Consider the following 24,012-nt stretch of genomic DNA (forward strand, 5'->3'; position numbering starts at 1 on the left):
TACACCTACTATTAATAAACACGTGCCTTAGGAGCAATCTTAGAAAGATCAATTCCATCCTTAATTAAATCAGTATGAACAGGACGATAATCAATTTTTATCTCACCTGTTTTATCAATCCAACACAGTGAGTGCTTGCGCCAGTTCACATCATCACGACCACCAAATGCTCCATCTTTAAAATCTTCTCTCGCATGTGATCCTCTACTTTCCTTACGAGCTTCAGCAGAATAAACTGTAGCTATTGCATTAACCATTAAGTTCTGCAATTCAAGTGTCTCCATAAGATCAGAGTTCCAAATCAATGATCGATCATAAACTTTAAGATCTTTCATTTCATCCCAAATTAAAGAAATATTCCGACACCCTTCTGATAAAGATTCCTGTGTTCTAAAAACACCTGCATCTAATTGCATCGAACGCTGCATTTTTTCACGTAAAACAGCAGTTGGAATATTGCCATTAGAATATCTCAAACTATCAAATCGATCAACAATAAGTTCGCAAACACGCATATCTAAACTAGGCACAGGCTCTGATTTGTTGATTATTTCAGTAGCACGGATAACAGCAGCTCTACCAAAAACAACCAAATCAATCAATGAATTAGATCCAAGACGATTAGCGCCATGAACAGAAGCACAACCAGCTTCACCTATAGCCATAAGACCAGGAACCACTATATCAGTATTTTTATCATTAGAATTTAAAACCTCACCCCAATAGTTCGTTGGAATTCCACCCATATTATAATGGACCGTAGGCAAAACAGGTATTGGATCACGTGTTACATCTACACCTGCAAATATCCTAGCAGAATCAGAAATACCAGGCAATCTTTCATGTAATACAGAAGGATCAAGGTGATTTAAATACAAGTATATATGATCTTTATTCTTGCCAACACCTCTTCCTTCTCGTATTTCAATCATCATACAACGAGAAACGACATCCCGAGAAGCAAGATCCTTTGCTGTAGGGGCATAACGTTCCATAAAACGTTCTCCTTCAGAATTAACAAGGTACCCACCTTCCCCCCGAGCACCTTCAGTAATAAGGCAACCAGCCCCATAAATACCAGTTGGATGAAATTGCACAAATTCCATATCCTGTAAAGGCAAACCAGCACGAGCAACCATACCTGATCCATCACCTGTACAAATATGAGCTGATGTAGCCGAAAAGTATGCACGACCGTATCCACCTGTGGCCATTATAACTAACTTAGCAGAAAAACGATGTATTTCACCAGTTTCTAGCTGCCAAGCCACAACTCCAACACATCGACCTTCTTCATTAATTACAATATCAAGAGCAAAATACTCAATAAAAAACTCTGCATTATTTTTTAATGCTTGACCGTATAGAGTATGCAAAATAGCATGACCTGTTCTATCTGCAGCAGCGCAAGTTCTTTGCACCGGAGGACCATTGCCATAATTTTGCATATGACCACCAAAAGGACGCTGATAAATTTTACCTTCTTCATTACGAGAAAATGGAACCCCATAATGCTCAAGTTCATATAAAGCTTTCGGAGCTTCCATAACAAGATACTGGATAGCATCAACATCGCCAAGCCAATCAGATCCCTTAACAGTATCATACATATGCCATTGCCAACTATCAGGTGTCATATTGGCAAGAGATGCGGCAATACCTCCTTGAGCTGCAACAGTATGAGAACGAGTTGGGAAAACTTTTGTGATACACGCCGTCTTAAATCCCTGTTCAGCCATACCCAAAGTAGCACGTAAACCAGCTCCTCCGGCGCCAACAATGACAACGTCATAACAATGATCAACATAAGTATAAGCAGATCTATGATTAGAATTATCCTTCATAATTTACCTACAAAAACAATTTTAAAAATTGAAGCCAAAAATAAAACAAAAGAACAAAACACGAAGAACCTATTAAATAAAAGAAGTAAAATCTTTAAAAATTTAGAATGAATATAATCTTCAATTATAGTCTGCATACCAAGATGCATATGTACAGAAATAGAAAAAAATCCTATTGCCATAACAGATGATATAAAAATATTAGAAATAGCAGATATAATTTCTTCATACGGCCTAGAGCTATAAATAATAAAAAATGCAATAAAAAATATTACACAAGGAATATTTGCAATAGCAGTAACTCTCTGTTTTAAAAAATGGATAGATCCATCTTTAGCAGATCCCATCCCTCGAACTTTTCCTAAACTGCTACTCATAACGCTAAAATCCTCATATAATCTTGATAAACATTCTTAATGATCCATATTATTAAAACCAATAAAACAGAAGAAAAAATGTTTATTTTTGCAAATTTCGTAGCAAGATGCTTATCAAAACATAACCCAGCATCCCAAATAAGATATCTCAAACCACCCAACATATGATGTATAACAGACCAAGTATACAAGAAAAGACATATCTCAAATAAATTATTATCAGCATAATATTTAAAAGTATTAAATGTATCAATTCCACCTGCTAAAGACAAAAAATATAAAACAAAAAATGTAGTTCCAAAATATAAAAATGCCCCAGTTATACGATGCACAATAGATACAAGCATAGTTGGGATCAATTTATAGATCTGCAAATGTGGTGAAAGAGGACGATTATTAGTTTTATTTGACATTAAATTTAAAATTGCCTTTCGAACTATATCCAAAAAATATTAATATTATTAGTTATCTATATAATAACTTTAAAATTAATTATATCATTAATGATCAAAATTTTATTAATCAAGAGGAGGATTTAAAAGATTGCCCATACGACATACTTCAACATACTCCAAAAATGTTACAGGCTGAACCGAAAGACGAGGAAAAGAAATTAGAGCCATTTCTGATAACATAGGATTACACTTTATATCATGAAGACTAATATGAGAAGGCATACTACAAACTGCACGTATATCAACACATTCCCATCTAGACGACAAATCAGATGTAGGATCAGGATAAGAACTCGCAATCACTTCAAATATACCAACAATTTCACGCCCATAATTAGAATGATAAAAAAAGCCTTTGTCACCTATCATCATTTTTTTCATATAATTAAGCGCCTGATAATTGCGCACGCCTGTCCAAGCTTCTCCTATAAATCCTTTATTTTGTTGCATATCCCAAGACCAAACATTTGGTTCGGATTTAACAAGCCAATATGCCATATTATATCTTTCAATATACTAAAACAATAACTATATAATGAGCTGATAATATATAAAATCATCATAATTTAAAAAAATATTTTTTTATTTATAGATAAAAGAGCTTTTAAAAAAATTTTTTATAGCTTCATCCACAGTAATATTACCAACAACAACATCTGATATAGCCTTGAAAATAGGCAAATTAAGGCCAAAATTAAACGCTAATTGAATTGCTCGTGAAGCAGCAAAACCCCCCTCCACAAGTCCCATTTTGTCGACATCATACTGATTGCCTTTTCCAAGCAGTACTCCAAAACTAAAATTACGAGATTGTTCACTCGTAGCGGTCAATACTAAATCCCCCAAACCAGACAAGCCATAAATAGTATCAGAACGACCTCCCATAGCATGCGATAATGCGGCCATTTCTGATAAACCACGCACCATAATTACTGCACGAGATGAATCACCAATTTTTCTACCCTCTAAAATGCCGATAGCTATAGCAACAATGTTTTTTAAAGCACCTCCTAATTGAACACCAATACGATCATCCGAACAATCAATACAAAAAGAATTATTAGAAATAATATCAGCAATATATCTTGCTCTTTTAATATCTTTTGAAGCCAAAGTGACTGCTACTGGTAATCCTCTTGCAAGTTCAGTAGCAAATCCAGGCCCAGAAAGAACTGAAAAATTATGTGACGGCAAAGTTTTTTCAGAATAATCGCTTAAAACTGTTCCAGTATGACGCTCAAACCCCTTAGAGCAAATAACAATATCCGCCGAATCACTCAACCATTTTCCATAAAAATTAATAGCTTCTCCATATCCATAAGAAGAAGTTGCAAAAAAAACGATATCAGCTTCTGACAATCGTTTATAATCTGTTGAAAAAAATAAACGATTGGAAAGTTTTATGCCCGGCAAAGCTTTAGTATTAATCCCAGAATATTCTAATTGTTTTATCAAAGCTTCTTGCCGTCCTAGCAATGTAACACAAGACTTACCAGATGAAGCAATAACACTAGATAAAGCCGACCCAAAAGCTCCAGAACCAACAACAAATATTATGGGATATTTTTTCATGCTTTGGCTCCACGCTTTCCAAATCCTATTTTAGAACACGATTTTTCGTCTAGAGGCCAGCGAGAACGTGGCGATACTAACAAACCATCTGACATGAAACCAGCCTCCATCCTTTCCAAAGCTGCCCAAGCAATCATTGCTGCATTATCTGTGCATAAATTCAATGGAGGAGCAATAAAAATAAAATCATTCAAAGAACAAAGGTCCTTAAGAGAAGAACGAATAAATTGATTAGAAGCAACGCCTCCAGCAACGACCAGCACAGGTTTTTTGTCTGGAAATTCTTTGCGAAATCGAACTAATCCTTGCTCTAATCTATTACAAAGAATACGAGTAACTGTAAATTGAAAAGACGCACTAACATCAGAAATATCACTTTTATCAAGAACACCAAGAGAACGTATTTTCTGTTGAACTGATGTCTTTAATCCAGAAAAGGAAAAGTCATATACTGAATCTTTTACAATAGGACACGGAAATTTAAACCTTTTAGCGTCTCCCGATAGTGCATTTTTTTCTATTGATACCCCTCCTGGATAAGATAATCCCAAAGATTTGGCTACTTTATCAAAACATTCTCCAAGAGCATCATCAATTGTAGTAGCCCAACGATCATATTGAGAAATGCCCCTTACTAATACTAACTGTGTATGGCCTCCTGATACCAATAGCACAAGGTAAGGAAAATCCAATCCATCCGTAAGACGAGCTGTCAAAATATGCCCCTCTAAATGATTAATCGCATATAAAGGCTTATTACTAGCATAAGAAATAGCTTTAGCTGTCATAATTCCTACTATTAATCCTCCTATTAAACCTGGGCCAGATGTAACTGCTATTGCATCCATATCAGAAATTTGCATACTAGCATTAGATAATGTCTCTTTAATTAAAATATCTAAAACTTCTATATGAGCACGAGCGGCAATTTCAGGAACAACTCCACCGTAATCACGATGTTTATCAATCTGAGAAAAAACAACATCTTCAATAATATGACCACGAGGACCTTCACGATGAACTAAAGCAACAGCTGTCTCATCACAGCTAGTTTCTATACCTATAACTTTGTATTCTTTTTTAATCATTGCAATGCTTAAAGTTGTAATATTTAAATTAATATAAACAGTTATTGTCTTAACCACTATAATAGATGAATACAAATGGGAAAAAAAGTTTTTAAAATAGGAACACGTCGCAGCCCATTAGCAATAACACATGCATTTGAAGCACGATCTCGCCTTATGGAGTATCACAAACTATCCGAAGAAAGATTTGAAATCGTTCCTTTATTAACAAAAGGTGATATAATGACAGATATAGCATTACGCGAAATTGGTGGAAAAGGACTATTCACTGAAGCGATAGAAAAAAAATTAATATCTGGAGAAATTGATTTTGCCGTACATTCTGCAAAAGATATGCCCACAAAATTATTAAAAGGGATTAAAATTTCAGCTTATCTAAAACGAGAAGATATTCGCGATGTTTTAATTAGCAAAAATAAAAAAGGATTGAATGATCTTTCTATTAATAGCGTTATTGGAACATCATCTTTACGCCGCAAAGCACTACTACTTAGATGGAACCCCAATATATCAGTTATAGACTTCCGAGGCAACATAAATACACGTATTAATAAACTAGCAAATAACCAAGCTGATGCTATCGTTTTAGCTTTTGCGGGAATTAAAAGGCTGAAAAAGGAGACAATAATAACAGAAATTCTTAATCTTGAAGACTTTCCTCCTTCTCCTGCACAAGGAGCAATATGTATTGAAACACATGAAAGTAATATAAAAGCGCAAGAACTTGCATCAGCTATTAATCATAAAAATACATGGGATGCTGTAAGCTGCGAACGTGAATTCCTTTCCGAACTTGACGGATCTTGCAAAAGTGCAATAGCTGGATTTGCATATTGTAGAGAACAATATCTTTATTTTTATGGAATAATTTTGACACCAGATGGCAAACTTTTTTATGAAGTATCTAAAAATGGAAAGTGTGATGACGCCGTTCATATAGGACGTGAAGCTGGTAAACACATAAGGCTTATAGCTAATAAAAGTGTTTTTAGTAGTTAGATATAAAAAAATAATATGTAAATTAATAGTGTATATATTTTATAATAAAGGCTTCAAATATTGTTAATTTATAATATTAGGTCTAAATATTTGCCTTAGGATATAAAAAATTACAACCTTAAAAGAAATCTTAAAATAAATTTATACAATCTTGGGAACTTGATAAAAAATAAAGTCATGCGCATTGTTATAACAAGGCCTAAAGAAAAAGCATTTTGCACGTCGGAAAAAATAAAAAAAATGGATCATACACCTATTATGATGCCATTATCATATTTTACTCACGATAAAGAAGCTGTAAAAATAGCTTGTCAGCAACCATATGCGGCTATAGCCATAACAAGTAGTGAAGCTATAAAGACATTACCTCCTAATGTTTCTCATCATACGCCGATATTTGCTTCTGGAGAAAAAAGTGCATTAATAGCTCAAAAAAAAGGATTTTATAATATATTTCACGGGATTGGTCACAGTATTGATCTAGCTCAAAAAATTATTCAACAAAAAAAAATATTTAAATCAAAAATCCCATTATTATATTTAGCTGGGAAATCTAGAAACACCTATTTTGAAAATTATATGATCGAACATCAAATACCTATTAGAATAATTGAATGCTACAGTACTTGGAGCATTACTTACACTAAAAATGATGTAAAAAAATCACTACAAAATGCAGATGCAATACTTTTTTATGCAAAATCTGCAGTTTCCCGTTTTTTCCTGCTGCCTTCATACATAAAAAAATCTGCTTATTTGTTTTGTTTAAGTCATAATATAGCAAAAGAAATACCTGAATCGTGCAAAAACAAGGTTTTTATATCAAATTTACCAAAAGAATCTTCAATATTAGAATTATTAAAAGACAATATTTAATTTTCTATAAAAATTAATATGTTATTTGTATTATGTTTACAAATATTATAATCAATTAAATATAGTTAAGAAAAAAATAACATTATATTGATTTATTATTATCAATATTAGCTTAATCAGTCAGGATAAATGCTTATGACGCCTAATGATAATAATCCCCCAAAGGAAAACAATAAGTCATGCAATAAAGAAAATATGGACCATATCGACAACAACATTGATTGCCAAGAAAAAATATGGAATACAGAATTAGGTGGCTATCAGTATAATAAAACATATCGAATAATTGCTAGAATACTTATTGGAATACTGCTATTATCCTGTCTATTTGGAATTTCATTTGCTATCGTTTTAGGAATAAAACTTTATCATGGAAGTAGCATATTCTTTACATATAAAGATCCATTATTGGAACAAATATCAAATCAAAAAAAAGAAGAAAGTCATAATAATAGCATAAATCAATATGATCTAGATCAATCATTGACATATATCCATGATAATCAACAAATAAAAAATGCTGATAATTCAGAAAAATCAAATGGAAATAATAAGGATTTAAATCAAATAAATCAACTTATATCTGATCAAAAACATAAAGAATCAAAGGATTTATACAAACAAGAAAATGTTAGTGTAAAATTATTTAACGAAGAAATATATCATTTAAAAAGATTAATATTAAATATTAATAAAAGCTATGACGATATTAAAAGTCGTCTGGAAAAAACAGAGAAAATAATTGAAAATCCACTAAAAAATTCCAATATTCAACGAATGATATCTTTGATTATCATTAATGACTCGATAAATAGAGGTGAATATCCATTTGATAAAAAAATGATCACAGATGGAATATCCATATTAGATCCATGTACCTCTGTACTTATGAAATTCGCTAATGCAAAAATACCAACACTTTTAGAAATTGCCTTACAATTTCCGAAAGTTTCTGAAGAGATGATTGCAGAAACTGAATCTATGGATAAAGATATGGGATTTATAAAATATTTGTTTTACCAATTAAAAAAATTAATCAAAGTACGTTTTATAGGAAATACTGAGGGTGATAACATAACAGCATTAATTTCACGAATCGAAAATAATCTAAAAAATGGAGATCTTATAAAAGCCTCTTCTGAATGGGATAAAATACCAGAAAAAGCACAGAAACCTGGTATATTTTTAAGAAATGCAATTGATGCACATATCTGCTCTGATAAGATAATAAAAGAAGAATTGGCAAAAATTTCAAATAAAAACCTATAACAGGATATATAATGCTACGTATCACATATTATTTTTGCATAATATTTATTGTTATATCGAGCTTAATTACTGCTTCATACTATTCAAAAGATATATCCATCATATTAGGAAATCAAGTTTATCAAACTAGCTCTATAGTTGCACTATCTTTTGTTTATGTTCTGCTATTCGCATTAACATTTATATTGGCAATATTAAGATTTTTTTTCGACTGTCCACATGCTATAGTTCGAGTATTCAACAAACACAACTATAATAAAGGATACAATGATTTATCAACGGGATTAATAGCACTTGCAGCTAAAAATAAAGTTTTAGCTAGAAAAATAGCTTCAAATATATCAAGTAAAATAAATCCCACCACTGAACCATTAGTACTTCTACTAGAGTCACAACTTGCTATAGCTGATCATCAGCACCTTGTTGCACTTGAAAAATTCGAAATGATGTTAAAGATACCAGCGACAAAAGAATTTGCACTTTATGGATTATATAATGAATCATGTCGTATAGGCGATTTAAAATCAGCAAAATATTATGCAGAAGAAGCAATAAAAAAATCTACTAATTTAGAATGGTGTATTGATGCTGTTTTGCAACACTATGTGCATGAAAAAGATTGGTCTAATGCTATCAATTTTTTAAATCAGCAAAAAAAGAGTAATTGTATTAAAGATTATAATCGCAAAAAATCTATACTCTTGATAGCTAGATCATTAGAAAATTTATCAATTGATAATGCAACATCTGCTTACAACGATGCTATGGAAGCTCTAAAAATATGTAATGATTCAATTGTTGCCGCAATATCTGCTGCTAAAGCTTTAATTATACAAAATAAGATTAATAAGGCTGAAAAAGTTTTAGAACAAATATGGAAAATTAATACTCATCCTGAAATTGCTAATATTTACATAACACTCTCATCAAAAAATTCATCAGATAAAATAAAGAGAGCCTTAAAATTAGAATCTATCAATAAAAATAATGTAGAATCTCTAATCGCTGTTGCAAAAACTTTGTTGAAAGAAGGAAATATAAATCAGGCACGCAAGAAAGCAATGTATGCAGCTGAAAAATATCCTAGAAAAGGAATATTTTTGCTTCTAGCTGAAATAGAAAAATCCTTTCCTGAGAATATTAATTCTGTAATATATTGGACAGAAAAAGCAATAAATGCTATACCAGACCCAATTTGGATAGCAGAAGACGGCTCATTATCTGAAGAGTGGATTCCTGTATCACCCGTCAGCGGTAAAATATGTATATTTTCATGGAATATAATCACAAAAAACAATGAATATATTTATCATAAACATCAAACATCATTTTTCAGACAAAATATTCCTGAAAATAATTTAAACCTATCTAAACAAAATAAAAAAATACCAAAAGAATCAAAGGTTTTCATAAACTACCATTCCAACAATAGACATCAAGAAAATAATTTATTACGACAACCAGACGATCCAGGGGTAGACAAAAAACATTCTAATATCGTATGAAATAATATTTAAAAAATAATTGTTAAAAGTTATAAAAATGATGATTTTATTCACGATATATATTATTTGAAGAGAAAATAAGCAAGCAAATAAAAATCATTAAGTAGTTACTGCTTGTATTATTATATTCTATTTATTAATAAAGTATAATCTTTAATAAATCATATTTTTAAAATTTGATCTCATATAAATATACAAATTGTATATTTTTCTAATACAAAAATAATTTTCATTTATAATATTAGCATATAATATAAATTTTGTTTAATTGTGATATATCAATTAAATATGACAAAATGATATTATAGGTTTTAATTACTATCTATATATTCTTTCATAGAAAGGGCATTTTTGGATAAATGAAAATTACACAAGCTTTTACATTTGAAGCCGCACATAGACTTCCACATGTACCAAAAAACCATAAATGCTATAGAATGCATGGACATTCTTATAGGGTAGAGCTTATAATGGAAGGAGATATAGATCCTAAGACAGGATTTGTAGATGATTTTTTCAATATTGAAAGATATTTTGAACCATTACTTGAAAAATTAGACCATCAATATCTTAATGAAGTTCCAGGATTAGAAAATCCTACAGCAGAAAATATTGCTATATGGATTTGGGAACGTTTACATAATGTAATAAAAATATTATCAGCAATACGAATTTATGAAACACCAATGTCATGGGTCGAATACACGGGTGATTTATGAATGATAATATAAAAAATAAATATTCCGCTCTATTACTATTTTCTGGAGGACAAGACTCTTCTACATGTCTCGCGTGGGCGCTAAACAAATTTGATAGTGTAAAAACTATTGGATTTGATTACGGACAGCGCAATAAAATAGAACTAAAGTGTAGAATTAATATACTTAAAAAAATTATAAAATTAATACCAGAATGGCAAGAATCTTTAGGAGAAGATTTTATATTACCACTTACAACAATTGGAGAAATTTCTAATTCATCCCTAACAAAAAATATTGAAATGAAGATTAAAAATAACGGCTTACCTAATACATTTGTTCCGGGACGTAATATAATTTTTTTAGTATTTGCAGCAGCATTAGCATATCGTCTTGGTATAAAAAATATTATAGCTGGCATGTGTGAAACAGATTATTCAGGATATCCTGATTGTCGCGATAATACCATTAAAGCTGTTGAAACAGCTCTTAATTTAGGGATGGAAAATAATTTCATCCTACACACGCCGCTAATGTGGTTAAAAAAATATCAAACTTGGCAAATGATTCAAGACATTGGAGGAAAAAAATTAGTAGATCTAATCATTGAAGAAAGCCATACTTGCTACTTAGGAATAAGAGACAAACGCCATGAATGGGGATATGGATGCGATTCATGCCAAGCATGTAATTTAAGGAAAAAAGGTTGGATAAAATATAATAAAGGTATAAAATTATGAAATAGAAATAATTACAAAATGATCTCATATAAATAACTTAATATCATATACAGGAATACAAGTAATATACATATATATTATAGATATATAGCGTAGATTTCCTTTCTTAAAGAAAAATTAGTTTTAATAAACGTATTTGATAATTATCTAATTGTTTACTAAATTATATGTGATAAATAGATTTTGTTAGGTTGTTTTTTATACAAACTATATATATTCGTATGAAAAACTACTTTCGAGCATTAAAAATAAGAAAGATCAAGGATGTTTTTAAAGAAAATAGTTGGATTGAACTATAAACATAAAAAAGCACTATTTTATATATTTTCTATATCAATAGGCATACTCTCGGGAGTAAGCAATATTCCTATTTTAAATGAATTAGCAGAGTTTATTGCTAATGCTTTTGTAAGGATTTTTGCATTTATCAGTTTACCATTAGTATCTTTGTCATTAATTGTAAGTTTATCAAGATATTCTCCTGAACAAGGAATGGGAAATATATGGTTAAAAACTGTATTTTATGCAATGTTAACAACTGTAATTGCAGCATCTGTGGCATTGATATTGTATAACATAATTTCCCCTGCTAATATGACAATCAAAGTAGATAATAATCTTATTATATCAAAAAGCAGTTATTTTTCATATATCTCTACATTAATTCCAAATAACTTCATATATCCATTCTTGCATGGTCAAGTGATAACAATACTTGCTATATGTCTATCTATAGCAATTGCTATCAATTTTATTGAAAATGAGCAGGTAAAAGGCACCTTAATATCATTTTTTAGGGGAATGCATAGCGTATTCCTAACAATCACTGGATGGATTATGAGTGTCATACCTATAGCTGTAGGAGCTTTTATAGCATCAACTATTTTACGAATTAAATCCGGATCTGATGTTAGTGGCTTAGGAGAATACTTCTATGTCATAATCTTATCTAATCTAGTGCAAGGAATGATAGTTTTACCAATATTCCTATCACTATACGGCCTAAATCCATTGAAAATTGCTAAAGGTATGATGCCAGCTATATTGGTAGCTTTTTTCTCTAAATCGTCGACTGGTACCTTACCAGTAACAATGCAATCTATAGAAAAAAATCTCGGTGTTTCCCCTCAAATTAGCAGAGCAATTTTACCTTTTTGCACATCTATTAATATGAATGGCTGTGCTGCTTTTATATTTACAACTATAGTATATGTAATGCAAAATAACGGTATAGAAATGAGCCTTAGTCAAATGTTTTTATGGGTTATAATTGCATCTGTAGCTGCAGCTGGAAATGCAGGAGTGCCTATGGGATGCTTCTTTTTAGGTGGTAGCCTCTTAGATAGCATGGGTGTCCCTACAAATATAATGGGAATGATTCTACCGTTTTATGCCGTAGTTGATATGCTTGAAACAGCATTGAATGTATGGTCAGATGCTTGTGTGACAATAGTGGTGGATAAAAAATTCAGTCATAATAAACAAAAATTAGAAAATGAATAACTAAACAATATATCTAAGGAGATAGTATTTTAAAATAAATAAATGAAAATATTTCTTATTACATTCTATTTTTGATCTCATCTTAAATCGTATGTATTGAAATATATAAATTATATCTTTTAATATATAGTTTTCATTATTTAGTATTAATTTTTATTAAATATTATTATAGAAAGAATCTAAATAATTAGATATTGCAATATTATAGTTAAATCTTTTTTAATACTATTTTTGTTAAAATTTAGGAATATAATCTTATAATGATATAACTAAAATTTTTACCTAAATTAATTATATATTTCATAATTAAAAGGCAAAACTTAAACAATATATTCTCATTTGTTTTTAAATATAACAATCACATATAATAATAAAAAATTTAATAGTCCTAAATAATATAAAGAATCAGTAGCAATAAAAAAATTATAATACAATAAATTTTAATTCAAACATATTTAATTAAAGATAAAAAATCATTCTCATACATGATTTCAATACCAAGTTTATCTGCCTTATTAACTTTAGTTCCAGCATTACTGCCTACTATAACAATATCTGTTTTACTAGAAACAGAGTTAGAAACTTTAGCTCCTAATTTTTCAACTAATTCTTGAGCCTTATCACGATTAATATTATTAAGAGTTCCTGTAAATACCAACCTCTTGCCTTCTAGACGTGAACTAGATTTAGATATATTTTGATCCATGATTGGCTTTATTTTTACTTCCTGCAAAAGAGAAGCTATAGCACGATTATTACCATCATTTTTATAAAACTCTACAATAGATTCTACTATTACATCTCCAATAAAAGGTATTTTTTTTAATAAAACATCACTACCATTTATTTTATTAATAATATTGCTTATATCATTTATAAAATTATCATAGGAAAGATAGTATTTTGCTAAAGATTTAGATATATGCTTTCCAACATTGCGAATGCCTAATGAAAATATAAATCTATCTAAAGAAATTTCACGCCTCTTATTAATAGATTCGTATAAATTAGAAACACTTAATTTTGCAAAACCAGGAATATTCTCAAGATTTAAATTCGAATTTGCCTGACGATATTGCAGAGTAAAAATATCTGCAGGAATTTTAATTGAAAGGGAATAGTCATTTGATTTAAAGAAAAAATCAAGTTGTTTATCTCCTAGACCTTCTATGTTAAAAGCATTACGTGATACAAAATATTTTAAATGCTCTAATTGTTGGGCTGGACATATATAATCTCCTGTACAACGTCTAACAGAATCAACTTTGCCTGTTTTAGAATTGAAGCAACGGATTGCATCACTTTTACAAACAGGACAAACAGAAGGGAAAGAAAAAACCGCTGTATCAGTTGTACGATGTTCAATTAATACATCTATAACCTGAGGAATAACATCGCCTGCACGCTTTACGACAACCATATCCCCTATCCTAATATCTCTACCTTCACGAATTATTTTACCAGAAGAATCACATCCTCTAATATAATCTTCGTTATGTAATGTTGCATTACAAATAAGCACTCCACCTATATTAATTGGCTCAAGACGAGCCACCGGAGTGAGGGTTCCTGTGCGACCAATCTGAATATCAATATCTAAAAGACGAGTAATACCCTTATTAGCGTTAAATTTATGAGATATAGCCCAATTTGGACTAATAGAACTAAAACCTAACTTTTCCTGAAAATCAAATTTATCAACTTTATACACTACTCCATCAATATCATATTCTAAGCTAGAACGTATTTTTTCAATTTCATGGTAATAAGATAAAATATCATTAAATATATAACATATTTTGTTTCTGTCATTTACTGGAAATCCTAAATTACTAATTTTTTCGAACATTTCTGATTGGGATTCAGCAAACTTTTCAGAGACACTTCCTATTCCATGAACTAAAAATTTAATATTATGAGTTGCTACAAAATTATAGTCAAAAAATCGTATTAATCCAGAAACAGCATTTCTAGGAGTAGAATAAGCACTTTTCCCTGATTCAATTCTTTTCTCATTAATAACTAAAAAATCACTTTTTGAGATGTAAATCTCACCACGAACTTCTAAAACTTTTGGTACTTTTGATGATAATACCTGTGGGATCATATGAATAGTTCGTATATTGCGACTGACATTTTCTCCACTAAAACCATCTCCACGAAGTCCAGCATGAATAAATTTTCCATTCTCATACCTAATTGAAATAGATACACCATCTATTTTTGGCTCAAGAATAAAAGGAATACTATTTTTAACTTTTATTTTTAATCGCCTATAAACACTAGAAAAAAAGTTTTTAAGATCTTTTTCTGAATAAGACTTTTTTAGTGATAACATCGGAACAGAATGTTCAACCTTAAAAAACTTAAGATTTTTTTCTTGTCCTACTGCGATTAAATGCTTATTTGCAGGTTTAAGCTCGGCTAAAGATGGAAAATATTGCGCTATAGATTCATAACGTTGATACAATTGATCATATTTAGCATCAGAAATTATAGGTTTTGATTTATCATAATAAAGATCATTATGATAAGATATTTCACTTGCTAGAAATAAAAAATCATTTCTAGCCTGCTCAAAAGTTAAACTTTCGAGAGGAATAATTTCCTTAATAGACATTAATTATTCCCAAATAATTTATCAAAGCCAAATAAAAAAATAATTTATTAATGAGATATATTTCCATTATAGAAAAGTAGCATCATTATTAAATGGTTTATATTATTTATAAACATAAAAATATTCAAAATAAATTAATCCTTAGAATTATCTTTAATTGCTTTGTAAATATATTTTATATATTTGTTATATACTAACGACTTAAATTATGATTTAGTCTAGGAATTGCAGATAATAGTGATTTAGTATAATCACTGCTTGGATCTTTAAAAATTTTTTCTGTAGTACCTCTTTCAATACAACGACCTGAGTACATAACCATCACATAATCAGCAATATGCTCAACAACTGATAAATCATGAGAAATAAAAACATACGATAAAGCAAAATCTTTTTGCAAATCCATCATTAAATTCAATACCTGTGCCTGAACAGATACATCTAGTGCAGATACCGGCTCATCGGCAATCAAAATATTAGGCTCAAGTATTAATCCTCGCGCAATTGCAATGCGCTGTCTCTGTCCACCTGAAAACACATGCGGATAACGGTATAAATGCTCTTCACTCAAACCGACCTTTTTCATAATATTTAATATTTTTTCCCTACGTTCAATATTAGACAATTGAGTATTAATTAATAATGGCTCTTCTAATATCTGACATATTCTTTTCCGAGGATTAAGCGACGCATAATAATTTTGAAATATAATTTGGATCTTTTGACGCCATAATTTCTTAACATTTTTATCTTTATTAAATATAAGATGATCTTGATCATGGTAATTAATATCACCAGATGTTGCAGTATCTATCATAGTTAAAATACGTCCTAAGGTAGATTTACCACAACCTGATTCTCCAACTATAGCTAATGTCTTACCCTTATATACCTCTAGTGAAATACCATCCAAGGCTTTAACTACCTTAGCGGATGAAAAAATTCCACTTTTAACAGTATAATATTTTTTTAAATCTACTGCTTTTAATAAGGGAGATGTTGATTTATCATTACATTCATTCATATTTTTAACTTACCATTATCATCAAGATAAGAATGGCATTTCACTTTTCTATCCGAAATAACATTAAATGACGGCTCATTAATCAAGCATTTTTCCATGACATAAGGGCAACGAGAATTAAGCAAGCAGCCATTTGGACGATTATACTTTCCTGGAACAACACCAGGTAATGAATCTAAACGCTGCTTATTAATTGCAAATTCTGGCAAAGATCTTAATAGTGCCTGAGTATAGGGATGACGAGGAACAGAAAAAACATCCTTAGCTTTTCCAGACTCAACAACTTGCCCAGCATACATCACAATAATATGATCAACTGATTGTGCTACTAATGCCAAATCATGTGTAATCAATATTAAAGCCATATTATTTTTTTTATGTAGTCTCAATAAAAGATCCATAATTTGTGCTTGAATGGTAACATCAAGTGCAGTAGTTGGTTCATCGACAATCAATAACTTAGGTTTGCATGCAAGGGCCATAGCAATAATAACACGCTGGTTCATTCCTCCTGATAATTGGTGAGGATAACAACTAAAACATGATATTGGATCAGGAATTTCAACCATAGTCAATAATTCAATAGCCAATTTATAACGGCTATGACGATCACATCTTTGATGAATTTTTATGGCTTCAATAATTTGATAACCAACAGTAAAACAAGGATTAAGACTAGTCATAGGATCCTGAAAAACCATTGCTATTCCAGAACCAACCAACTTAGATCGCTCTTTTACTGTCATTTTTAATAGATCTTGACCATTAAAATTCAAAACATCAGCAACCACATGGCCATGATTATCAATCAATCCCATAATAGCAAGCGAACTTACAGATTTCCCTGAACCAGACTCACCAACAATACCAATGATTTCTCCTTCTTCTACCTGATAACTGACATTATCAACAGCACGAAAAGATGATTTTTTATCACCAAAACTAACAAAAAGATTTTCTACATCTAATAATGCCATAAGATCACCTATTTATTGTTTTAGTTTGGGATCAAAAGCATCACGCAAACCATCACCCATTAAGTTAAATGCTAACACCGTTAGCAAAATAGCTAAACCAGGAAATGTAACTATCCACCAAGCACTTTGCATAAATTGCAAAACATCTGATAGCATAGATCCCCATTCTGCGATTGGTGGCTGAACCCCCATTCCCAAGAACCCAAGAGCAGCCATATCTAAAATAGCATTAGAAAATGATAAAGAAGCCTGAACAATTAAAGGGGTAAGACAATTGGGTAAAATATTAATAAACATTTGACGTAATGCACTAGATCCAATCGATTTAGATGCCAGAACATACTCGCGATTTACTTCCACCAATACTGTTGCACGTGTCAAACGTACATAATGAGGGGAAGCAATAAAAGCTAGTGCTAAAGACGTATTAATAACTGAATGACCTAAAATGACTACCAAAACCAATGTTAATAATAAACCAGGTAAGGCTAACATAATATCAACAATACGAATAATAATAAGATCAATCAATCCACCAAAATACCCCGAAATCAATCCTAATGATACTCCTATAATAAAAGAAATAATAACTACTAAACAACCAACAAATAATGACAAGCGAGTAGCATGAATTAATCTTGATAACATATCTCGACCTATATCATCAGTTCCTAAAATAAAATTCAAACTGCCACCTTCTTGCCAAAAAGGTGGATTTAATAAACTATTTCTAAATTGTTCAGTAGGTGAATAAGGAGCAATAAAATCAGCTAATAAAGCAACAATAAGCATCAGAAAAATATAAAACATCCCAAAAACAGCAGCTTTATTTTGACTAAAATAGCACCAAAATTCTTGTAATACTGTCAAAGACTTAGGAAAATTATCTTTTTTGATTTTAACCAATTTAGACATTTTTAAATTCCCTATTTTTTGCAGCGTATTCTTGGATCTATGATCCCATATAAAATATCAATCATCATATTAACAAATATAATAAAAATTGAGATCAACAAAACTCCACCCTGCAAAACTGTATAATCACGACTTTTCAAACCTTCAACAATCCAACGACCCAAACCAGGCCAAGCAAAGATTGTTTCTGTTAAAATTGCTCCAGACAATAACATACCAACTTGCAAACTTATTACCGTAATTATAGGAAGCAAGGCATTACGTAATGCATGAACAAAAATAACCCTCATTCTACTCAATCCTTTAGCCCTAGCTGTTAGAATATAATTCTCACCTAGAACTTCTAACATTGAAGAACGCGTCATACGTACAATGACAGCTAATGGCACAGTGCCTAAAACAATAGTTGGCAATATTAAATGTCTTAACGCATCAATAAAACTACCACTACTTCCCCAAAACAAAGTATCAATTAACATAAAGCCAGTCAGTGGATAAGCGCTATCATCAATAAAAAAACTATCACATACCCTACCTGCAACAGGTGTTATCCCCAAATGAACTGATAACAACATTATCAGCATTACTCCCCACCAAAAAACAGGCATAGAGTAGCCAATTAATGAAAAAAAATAGATAGATAGTCTATAAAAGAACCAACTTTAACAGCCGCTAACACTCCGAAAGGTATACCAACTATAGTTGCAAATATAATTGCACAAAATCCCAATTCTAAAGTGGCCTTAAAACGCGGCCAAAATTCATCCAAAATAGGCAAATGACTAACTAAAGAAACACCTAAGTCTCCTCTTAATAAACCATAGATGTAACTTAAATATTGCCGCCATAATGAACGATCTAATCCTAATATCTTCATAACATTTGCATGATTTTCAGAGCTTAATACGCGTTCACCCATCATAATTGTAACAGGATCACCAGGAAGCATACGAATAAAAGTAAATGTAACTAATGTAATGCCAATAAAAGTGACAACAAAAATGCCTAAGCGTCGGGAAATAAATTGTAACATCAACTTAATCCTATATCAAATGTTGACCTGATATTATCAAGTCTTATGGAATAACTAATAAATCAAATGATATAATAAATCAGCTAGATAAGCCGATTTTTAGTTTATGATATCAATTTTCCCAAAATAATGACTACCCATAGGGCTCATCACAAAACCGCTCACTTCTTTACGTACAACATCATATATAGTTGAATGAGCCATAAAAACAACAGGGGATTGTTTATGCATAATAACCTGAGCTTGCTTATATAATTTAATACGTTTATTTGTATTAAACTCCACACGAGCTTTACTGATTAACCCATCAAAATCCTTATCATGCCATCTAGAAAAATTCATCGAGGCATTTGCAAATAAAGAAAAAAAGTTATCTGCATCTCCATTATCACATATCCAACCTAGTGTTAAAGATTGATGTTCTCCATTCGTAGCACGCTTAAGGTATTCACCAAACTCATAGCTAACTATTTTTGCTCTAACACCAATTTTGCGCCCAATCAAACTGAATCATTTCACCCATACGACGGGGGTTAGGATTATATGGACGATTCACCGGCATAACCCAAATATCGATATCAAAACCATCAGGGAAGCCAGCCTCTTTTAGCAAACTCTTAGCTTTTTTAGGATCATAATTATAATCCTTAAGAGATGAGTTATATCCCAATACTGTTGGAGGAATAAGAGTTTTAGCTTTCTGCCCTGTACCCTGATATACAGCATCAATAATAGAATCTTTATCAATTGCCATTGAAAGCGCCTGCCGAACTTTTACATTATCTAAAGGCTTCTTCTCAACATTAAACAAAATATAACCGATATTCAGAGCAGGATATTGCATCAATACAATATTTTTATTTTTTCTAATACGATCAATATCAGATGGGTTTGGATATGACATAATCTGACATTCATTTTTTTCTAACTTAGCTTGTCGGATTGAAGGATCTGTAGTAATTGAAAAAACCAAACGATCAATCTTAGGCTTACTTCCCCAAAATTCAGGATTAGCCTTATAAATAATACGAGAATCTTTCTCATATTTAACTAACTGAAACGGACCAGTACCAATCGGATCATTATCAAATTTCTCAGGATTACCTGCCGCCATCATTTTATCTGCGTATTCTGCCGATAAAATAGATGAAAATCCAGCAGCAATATTAGATAAAAACACAATATTAGGAAGTTTAAGAGTAAAACGTACGGTATAATCGTTAACTTTTTCTACTTTATTAATTATTCCATCTAATAAGCTATCAAAAATTGTATATTTTCCACCAGAAACATTATGGTATGGATGAGAGGGATCCATCTGCCTCATGAAACTATAGACAACATCATCTGCATTAAATTCACGACTTGGCGTAAATTGTTTGCTTTGTTGCCATTTGACACCTTTTCGTAAATAAAAAGTATAAACCTTCCCATCATTACTAATTTTCCATCTCTCAGCTAACCCAGGCTAAGATCTGTCGTGCCTTCTTTAAACTCTACTAGGCGATTATATATAGTATTAGCAACTGCATCAAAATCAATTAAGCTCATATTAAACTGTGGATTAAAAGATCCATTAGGAGATCCCTCAGAACAATATACAAGAGTTTTCGCTTGCGCTATATTAGAAAAAAATATAGAAATTGGACTAACTAAACCAGCCAATAACGCAAATTTTCTAATAATACTCTTCATACTAAAATTCCACTGATCTAATTTATTACAACTAAAACTAAAGATATAATCTTATAATATAGTGCAACTAATTTAATAAATTTAGGGCAGTAAATCAGTTAATAATTAATATGTCAATGCTAAACAATTAAATTAATAATTGTGCTATTATCAGATAAAAAAAATATTTTAAGGATTTTCTGATAAAAATAAGTCTCATAACTAAGCAAAAATAATAGATAATTTATGCATGATATAAATTATTTTTATAAAAGTATAATTTAACCAACCAAATATAGTTCTATTTTATACTTATAATCTATTACAACCAATCTGATTAAAATCTAAAAGTCTTCTCGCAGCAGCCCTAGCTTCTTCAGTTATATGACTACCAGCTAACATACGAGCAATTTCTTCACAACGTTCTTGTTTTGTCAGAATTGAAATATGTGTTTCCATCCTTTTTTCTGTTTTAGATTTGTTTTTTTTGTATACTAAAAAATGGTTATCGGCAAGAGCAGCTACTTGTGGTGCATGAGTAACAACAAATAATTGAGATTTTGCCGATAGCTTCTTAAGACGACAACCTATAGCATCTGCAACATCACCACCTATTCCAGAATCAACTTCATCGAAAACCAATGTAGGCACTGTACCTTTATCAAAAAAAGCAATTTTAAAAGCCAATAATAGCCTAGATAATTCACCTCCTGATGCTAATTTCATCAAAGGGCCTATGGCCTCTCCCACATTAGTTCTTACATGAAACTCTACTTTATCAATTCCATAAGGAGAAATATCATCAACATCTGAAGCAATATTCACTACAAAACTGACATTCTCAAGTTTTAACGCAGGCAACTCGCCCATAACACTATTTTCTAATATTTTTGCAAATCGACGCCGTTTATAAGAAATATCTTGTGCAAGTTCATTATAGATATTTCTAGCTTCAAGAACCGACTTTTCTAAAAATGAAATTTTTTCACTACCTGAAGAAATATCAGAAAATTCAGCAACCATTTTCTTCTCTAGATCAGGCAAATCATCAACTGAAACAGAATATTTACGGCTAATTGCACGCAATGCAAATAATCGTTCCTCAATTTTTTCTAACTCTTTTGCATCATATTGAATCTCAGAAAAAACTTTTTCCATCTCATTTTGTGCCTCAGATAAATTATCAAGAGCTTCATTTAAATAACAAATACTTTGACTTAATAAGTCAGGAAATTCAAAACTTTTACGTTCCATTCTACGTAAAAGAGACGAAATAACCGAAATGGGCGAAGAGGACTTATTAAATTCTTCAATAATTTCCGACAAATCAACAACTATACGTTCACGCTTTAATATAGATGATCGAATTTCAGATAATTCAGCTTCTTCTCCTGGCTTTACAGCAATATCTTGTAATTCTTTGACAGCAAAACGCAAAAAATCAACATCTTTTTCAGAGGATTTTATTTTCTCTTTATAGTCTTGCAATTCATTCTCTGCTTTTCGAAAATTTCTATATAATCTGCCAAGATTTTGAAGATCTACTTCTATTCCAGAATAAGAATCAAGCATTCTACGATGTCCACTTATATCAATTAAAGCACGATCTGAATGCTGACTGTGAATTTCAACAAGAACTGATCCGACCGAACGCATAAAACTGACACTAACGGGCTGATCATTAATATAAGCCTTTGTCCTACCATCAGGAAATTGAATGCGACGCAATATCAAATTATCCTCAATAGGAATACCAGCTTCATCAAAAATATTCTTAAGTGATTGATAATCAACGGAATCAAAAACAGCGGTTACCTGTCCTTTTTCAGAATGATTACGAACAATACTACCATCTCCTCTTCCCCCAATAGCAAGTGAAATAGCATCTAATAAAACAGATTTACCAGATCCAGTATCTCCACTTAATATAGAAAGGCCAGAAGAAAAATCTATATCAAGATTCTCAACAAGAACAATATTACGGATTGAAAGATGAATTAACATATCAAAACAACAATAATTCTAGAAAAATAAATTTTATAGATAAAACTAATCATTACTCATAGCATCGCTATTTATGGAATAGATTTCATAATTTTTTTGGCATATTGACACCAAAATCCTTGAGGATAATTATTCTGTAGAATATACGATACATTACTAGCTTCATTAACTAAACCCATCATAACATAAACTTCAATAATTCTAGCAAGCGCCTCTTCTATCTGCTCTGTATCGAAATATTCTCTTACAACATTATGAAACCGCAAAATAGCTGATGTATATTCCTTATTTTGAAGATAATAACGACCTATATCCATTTCCTTAGCAGCCAGTTGATTCCTGCCAAGACGAATATAGAATCTAGCACTTTCTACATAGTTAGAGCCAGGATACTCTTTGACTATCTTATTCATATATTCAATCATACTAATCGAAGATAGCTGATCATATGATACGTCACGTATCATATTAGCATAACATACCCCTATAAGATAATAAACATAATCAATATTGGGATACCTAGGATATTTATCAATATATTGCTTACCTATAGCCGCAGCTTTTGAATATTCTTTTATACTGTACTTGACAAAAGCAGACATCAAAAGAGCCTTACGACCATCTTCAGAAAAAGGAAAATTAACAGATATTTCTTTAAATTTATTATAGGCATCGCTAAATCTTCTATTTTGAAGATAATCTAATCCTTGAGAGTACAAAACATTTTTCGGTTGAGAACTGATCCCAACCTTAGAAATGTCTATATAGCCACCACATCCTATCAAAGAAAATATGGTAATAATAAGAAATATATTTAACGACAACTTATACAAACAAGA

General features: G+C 31.0%; 22 protein-coding genes and 1 pseudogene. 7 read left to right on the top strand and 16 right to left on the bottom strand.

What is annotated here, in order from left to right; genetic code table 11:
* Nucleotides 1–11: 11 nt before the first annotated feature.
* The 6 genes from sdhA to tsaD form a co-directional block, all read right to left on the bottom strand.
* On the bottom strand, nucleotides 12–1,844 hold the full coding sequence (gene sdhA, locus LAM_RS03775; RefSeq protein ID WP_007557299.1) for a succinate dehydrogenase flavoprotein subunit: 1,833 nt from the start codon (nucleotides 1,842–1,844) through the stop codon (nucleotides 12–14).
* The gene (gene sdhD / locus LAM_RS03780; RefSeq protein ID WP_007557298.1) at nucleotides 1,841–2,221 is read right to left on the bottom strand and encodes a succinate dehydrogenase, hydrophobic membrane anchor protein; all 381 of its coding nucleotides are present in this window, start codon (nucleotides 2,219–2,221) and stop codon (nucleotides 1,841–1,843) included. The genes sdhA and sdhD overlap by 4 nt, the downstream gene beginning before the upstream one ends.
* Nucleotides 2,218–2,634, bottom strand: coding sequence for a succinate dehydrogenase, cytochrome b556 subunit (gene sdhC / locus LAM_RS03785; protein ID WP_007557297.1), 417 nt, complete (start codon nucleotides 2,632–2,634; stop codon nucleotides 2,218–2,220). Before sdhC ends, sdhD begins: the two co-directional genes overlap by 4 nt.
* A 105-nt stretch (nucleotides 2,635–2,739) precedes the next feature.
* Entirely contained in the window at nucleotides 2,740–3,174 is a 435-nt protein-coding gene (locus LAM_RS03790; RefSeq protein WP_007557296.1) for an EVE domain-containing protein, read from the bottom strand.
* A gap of 84 nt (nucleotides 3,175–3,258) precedes the next feature.
* Nucleotides 3,259–4,248, bottom strand: coding sequence for an NAD(P)H-dependent glycerol-3-phosphate dehydrogenase (locus LAM_RS03795; protein ID WP_007557295.1), 990 nt, complete (start codon nucleotides 4,246–4,248; stop codon nucleotides 3,259–3,261).
* Nucleotides 4,245–5,336: a tRNA (adenosine(37)-N6)-threonylcarbamoyltransferase complex transferase subunit TsaD gene (gene tsaD / locus LAM_RS03800; RefSeq protein WP_023466356.1), complete on the bottom strand. Its 1,092-nt coding sequence runs from the start codon at nucleotides 5,334–5,336 to the stop codon at nucleotides 4,245–4,247. The genes LAM_RS03795 and tsaD overlap by 4 nt, the downstream gene beginning before the upstream one ends.
* A 75-nt stretch (nucleotides 5,337–5,411) precedes the next feature.
* Between tsaD and hemC the strand changes: the two genes are divergently transcribed.
* From hemC to LAM_RS03835, 7 genes are all read left to right on the top strand, one after another.
* Entirely contained in the window at nucleotides 5,412–6,335 is a 924-nt protein-coding gene (gene hemC, locus LAM_RS03805) for a hydroxymethylbilane synthase (protein ID WP_007557293.1), read from the top strand.
* A 159-nt stretch (nucleotides 6,336–6,494) separates the two neighbouring features.
* Complete coding sequence (locus LAM_RS03810; protein ID WP_240532039.1) at nucleotides 6,495–7,211, top strand: uroporphyrinogen-III synthase; 717 nt, start codon at nucleotides 6,495–6,497, stop codon at nucleotides 7,209–7,211.
* 135 nt (nucleotides 7,212–7,346) lie between these two features.
* Nucleotides 7,347–8,480 carry a COG4223 family protein gene (locus tag LAM_RS05185; protein WP_007557291.1) on the top strand — a complete coding sequence of 378 codons (1,134 nt, stop codon included), beginning with the start codon at nucleotides 7,347–7,349 and terminating at the stop codon, nucleotides 8,478–8,480.
* 11 nt (nucleotides 8,481–8,491) lie between these two features.
* Nucleotides 8,492–9,985, top strand: a complete 1,494-nt coding sequence (locus tag LAM_RS03820) for a heme biosynthesis protein HemY (protein WP_007557290.1) — start codon at nucleotides 8,492–8,494, stop codon at nucleotides 9,983–9,985.
* 359 nt (nucleotides 9,986–10,344) lie between these two features.
* Nucleotides 10,345–10,704: a 6-carboxytetrahydropterin synthase QueD gene (gene queD / locus LAM_RS03825; RefSeq protein ID WP_007557289.1), complete on the top strand. Its 360-nt coding sequence runs from the start codon at nucleotides 10,345–10,347 to the stop codon at nucleotides 10,702–10,704.
* A complete protein-coding gene (gene queC / locus LAM_RS03830; protein ID WP_007557288.1) occupies nucleotides 10,701–11,423 on the top strand; it encodes a 7-cyano-7-deazaguanine synthase QueC in 723 nt (240 codons plus the stop codon). The genes queD and queC overlap by 4 nt, the downstream gene beginning before the upstream one ends.
* 264 nt (nucleotides 11,424–11,687) lie before the next feature.
* Nucleotides 11,688–12,926, top strand: coding sequence for a dicarboxylate/amino acid:cation symporter (locus LAM_RS03835; protein ID WP_007557287.1), 1,239 nt, complete (start codon nucleotides 11,688–11,690; stop codon nucleotides 12,924–12,926).
* A gap of 445 nt (nucleotides 12,927–13,371) precedes the next feature.
* Here LAM_RS03835 and ligA read toward each other — a convergent pair whose 3' ends face one another.
* From ligA to LAM_RS03875, 10 genes and pseudogenes are all read right to left on the bottom strand, one after another.
* Complete coding sequence (ligA, locus tag LAM_RS03840) at nucleotides 13,372–15,546, bottom strand: NAD-dependent DNA ligase LigA (RefSeq protein ID WP_007557286.1); 2,175 nt, start codon at nucleotides 15,544–15,546, stop codon at nucleotides 13,372–13,374.
* Between the two features lie 193 nt (nucleotides 15,547–15,739).
* On the bottom strand, nucleotides 15,740–16,570 hold the full coding sequence (locus LAM_RS03845; RefSeq protein WP_007557285.1) for a dipeptide ABC transporter ATP-binding protein: 831 nt from the start codon (nucleotides 16,568–16,570) through the stop codon (nucleotides 15,740–15,742).
* Entirely contained in the window at nucleotides 16,567–17,547 is a 981-nt protein-coding gene (gene dppD / locus LAM_RS03850) for a dipeptide ABC transporter ATP-binding protein (protein WP_007557284.1), read from the bottom strand. The genes LAM_RS03845 and dppD overlap by 4 nt, the downstream gene beginning before the upstream one ends.
* 12 nt (nucleotides 17,548–17,559) lie before the next feature.
* Nucleotides 17,560–18,462 (bottom strand): dipeptide ABC transporter permease DppC, encoded by a 903-nt coding sequence (dppC, locus tag LAM_RS03855; RefSeq protein WP_007557283.1) that lies wholly within the window; start codon nucleotides 18,460–18,462, stop codon nucleotides 17,560–17,562.
* Between the two features lie 11 nt (nucleotides 18,463–18,473).
* Nucleotides 18,474–19,495, bottom strand: a pseudogene (locus tag LAM_RS03860) (ABC transporter permease subunit).
* Nucleotides 19,496–19,594: 99 nt separating this feature from the next.
* A complete protein-coding gene (locus LAM_RS05585) occupies nucleotides 19,595–19,999 on the bottom strand; it encodes a periplasmic substrate-binding domain-containing protein (protein WP_007557280.1) in 405 nt (134 codons plus the stop codon).
* Nucleotides 19,974–20,939 (bottom strand): ABC transporter substrate-binding protein, encoded by a 966-nt coding sequence (locus LAM_RS05590; protein ID WP_338029012.1) that lies wholly within the window; start codon nucleotides 20,937–20,939, stop codon nucleotides 19,974–19,976. The genes LAM_RS05585 and LAM_RS05590 overlap by 26 nt, the downstream gene beginning before the upstream one ends.
* A gap of 14 nt (nucleotides 20,940–20,953) precedes the next feature.
* Nucleotides 20,954–21,190 (bottom strand): hypothetical protein, encoded by a 237-nt coding sequence (locus tag LAM_RS05595; protein ID WP_007557278.1) that lies wholly within the window; start codon nucleotides 21,188–21,190, stop codon nucleotides 20,954–20,956.
* Nucleotides 21,191–21,481: 291 nt separating this feature from the next.
* On the bottom strand, nucleotides 21,482–23,173 hold the full coding sequence (gene recN, locus LAM_RS03870) for a DNA repair protein RecN (protein ID WP_007557277.1): 1,692 nt from the start codon (nucleotides 23,171–23,173) through the stop codon (nucleotides 21,482–21,484).
* Between the two features lie 71 nt (nucleotides 23,174–23,244).
* Nucleotides 23,245–24,006: an outer membrane protein assembly factor BamD gene (locus tag LAM_RS03875; protein WP_007557276.1), complete on the bottom strand. Its 762-nt coding sequence runs from the start codon at nucleotides 24,004–24,006 to the stop codon at nucleotides 23,245–23,247.
* Nucleotides 24,007–24,012 lie beyond the last annotated feature (6 nt).

Source organism: Candidatus Liberibacter americanus str. Sao Paulo (assembly GCF_000496595.1).
GTDB classification, from domain to species: domain Bacteria; phylum Pseudomonadota; class Alphaproteobacteria; order Rhizobiales; family Rhizobiaceae; genus Liberibacter; species Liberibacter americanus.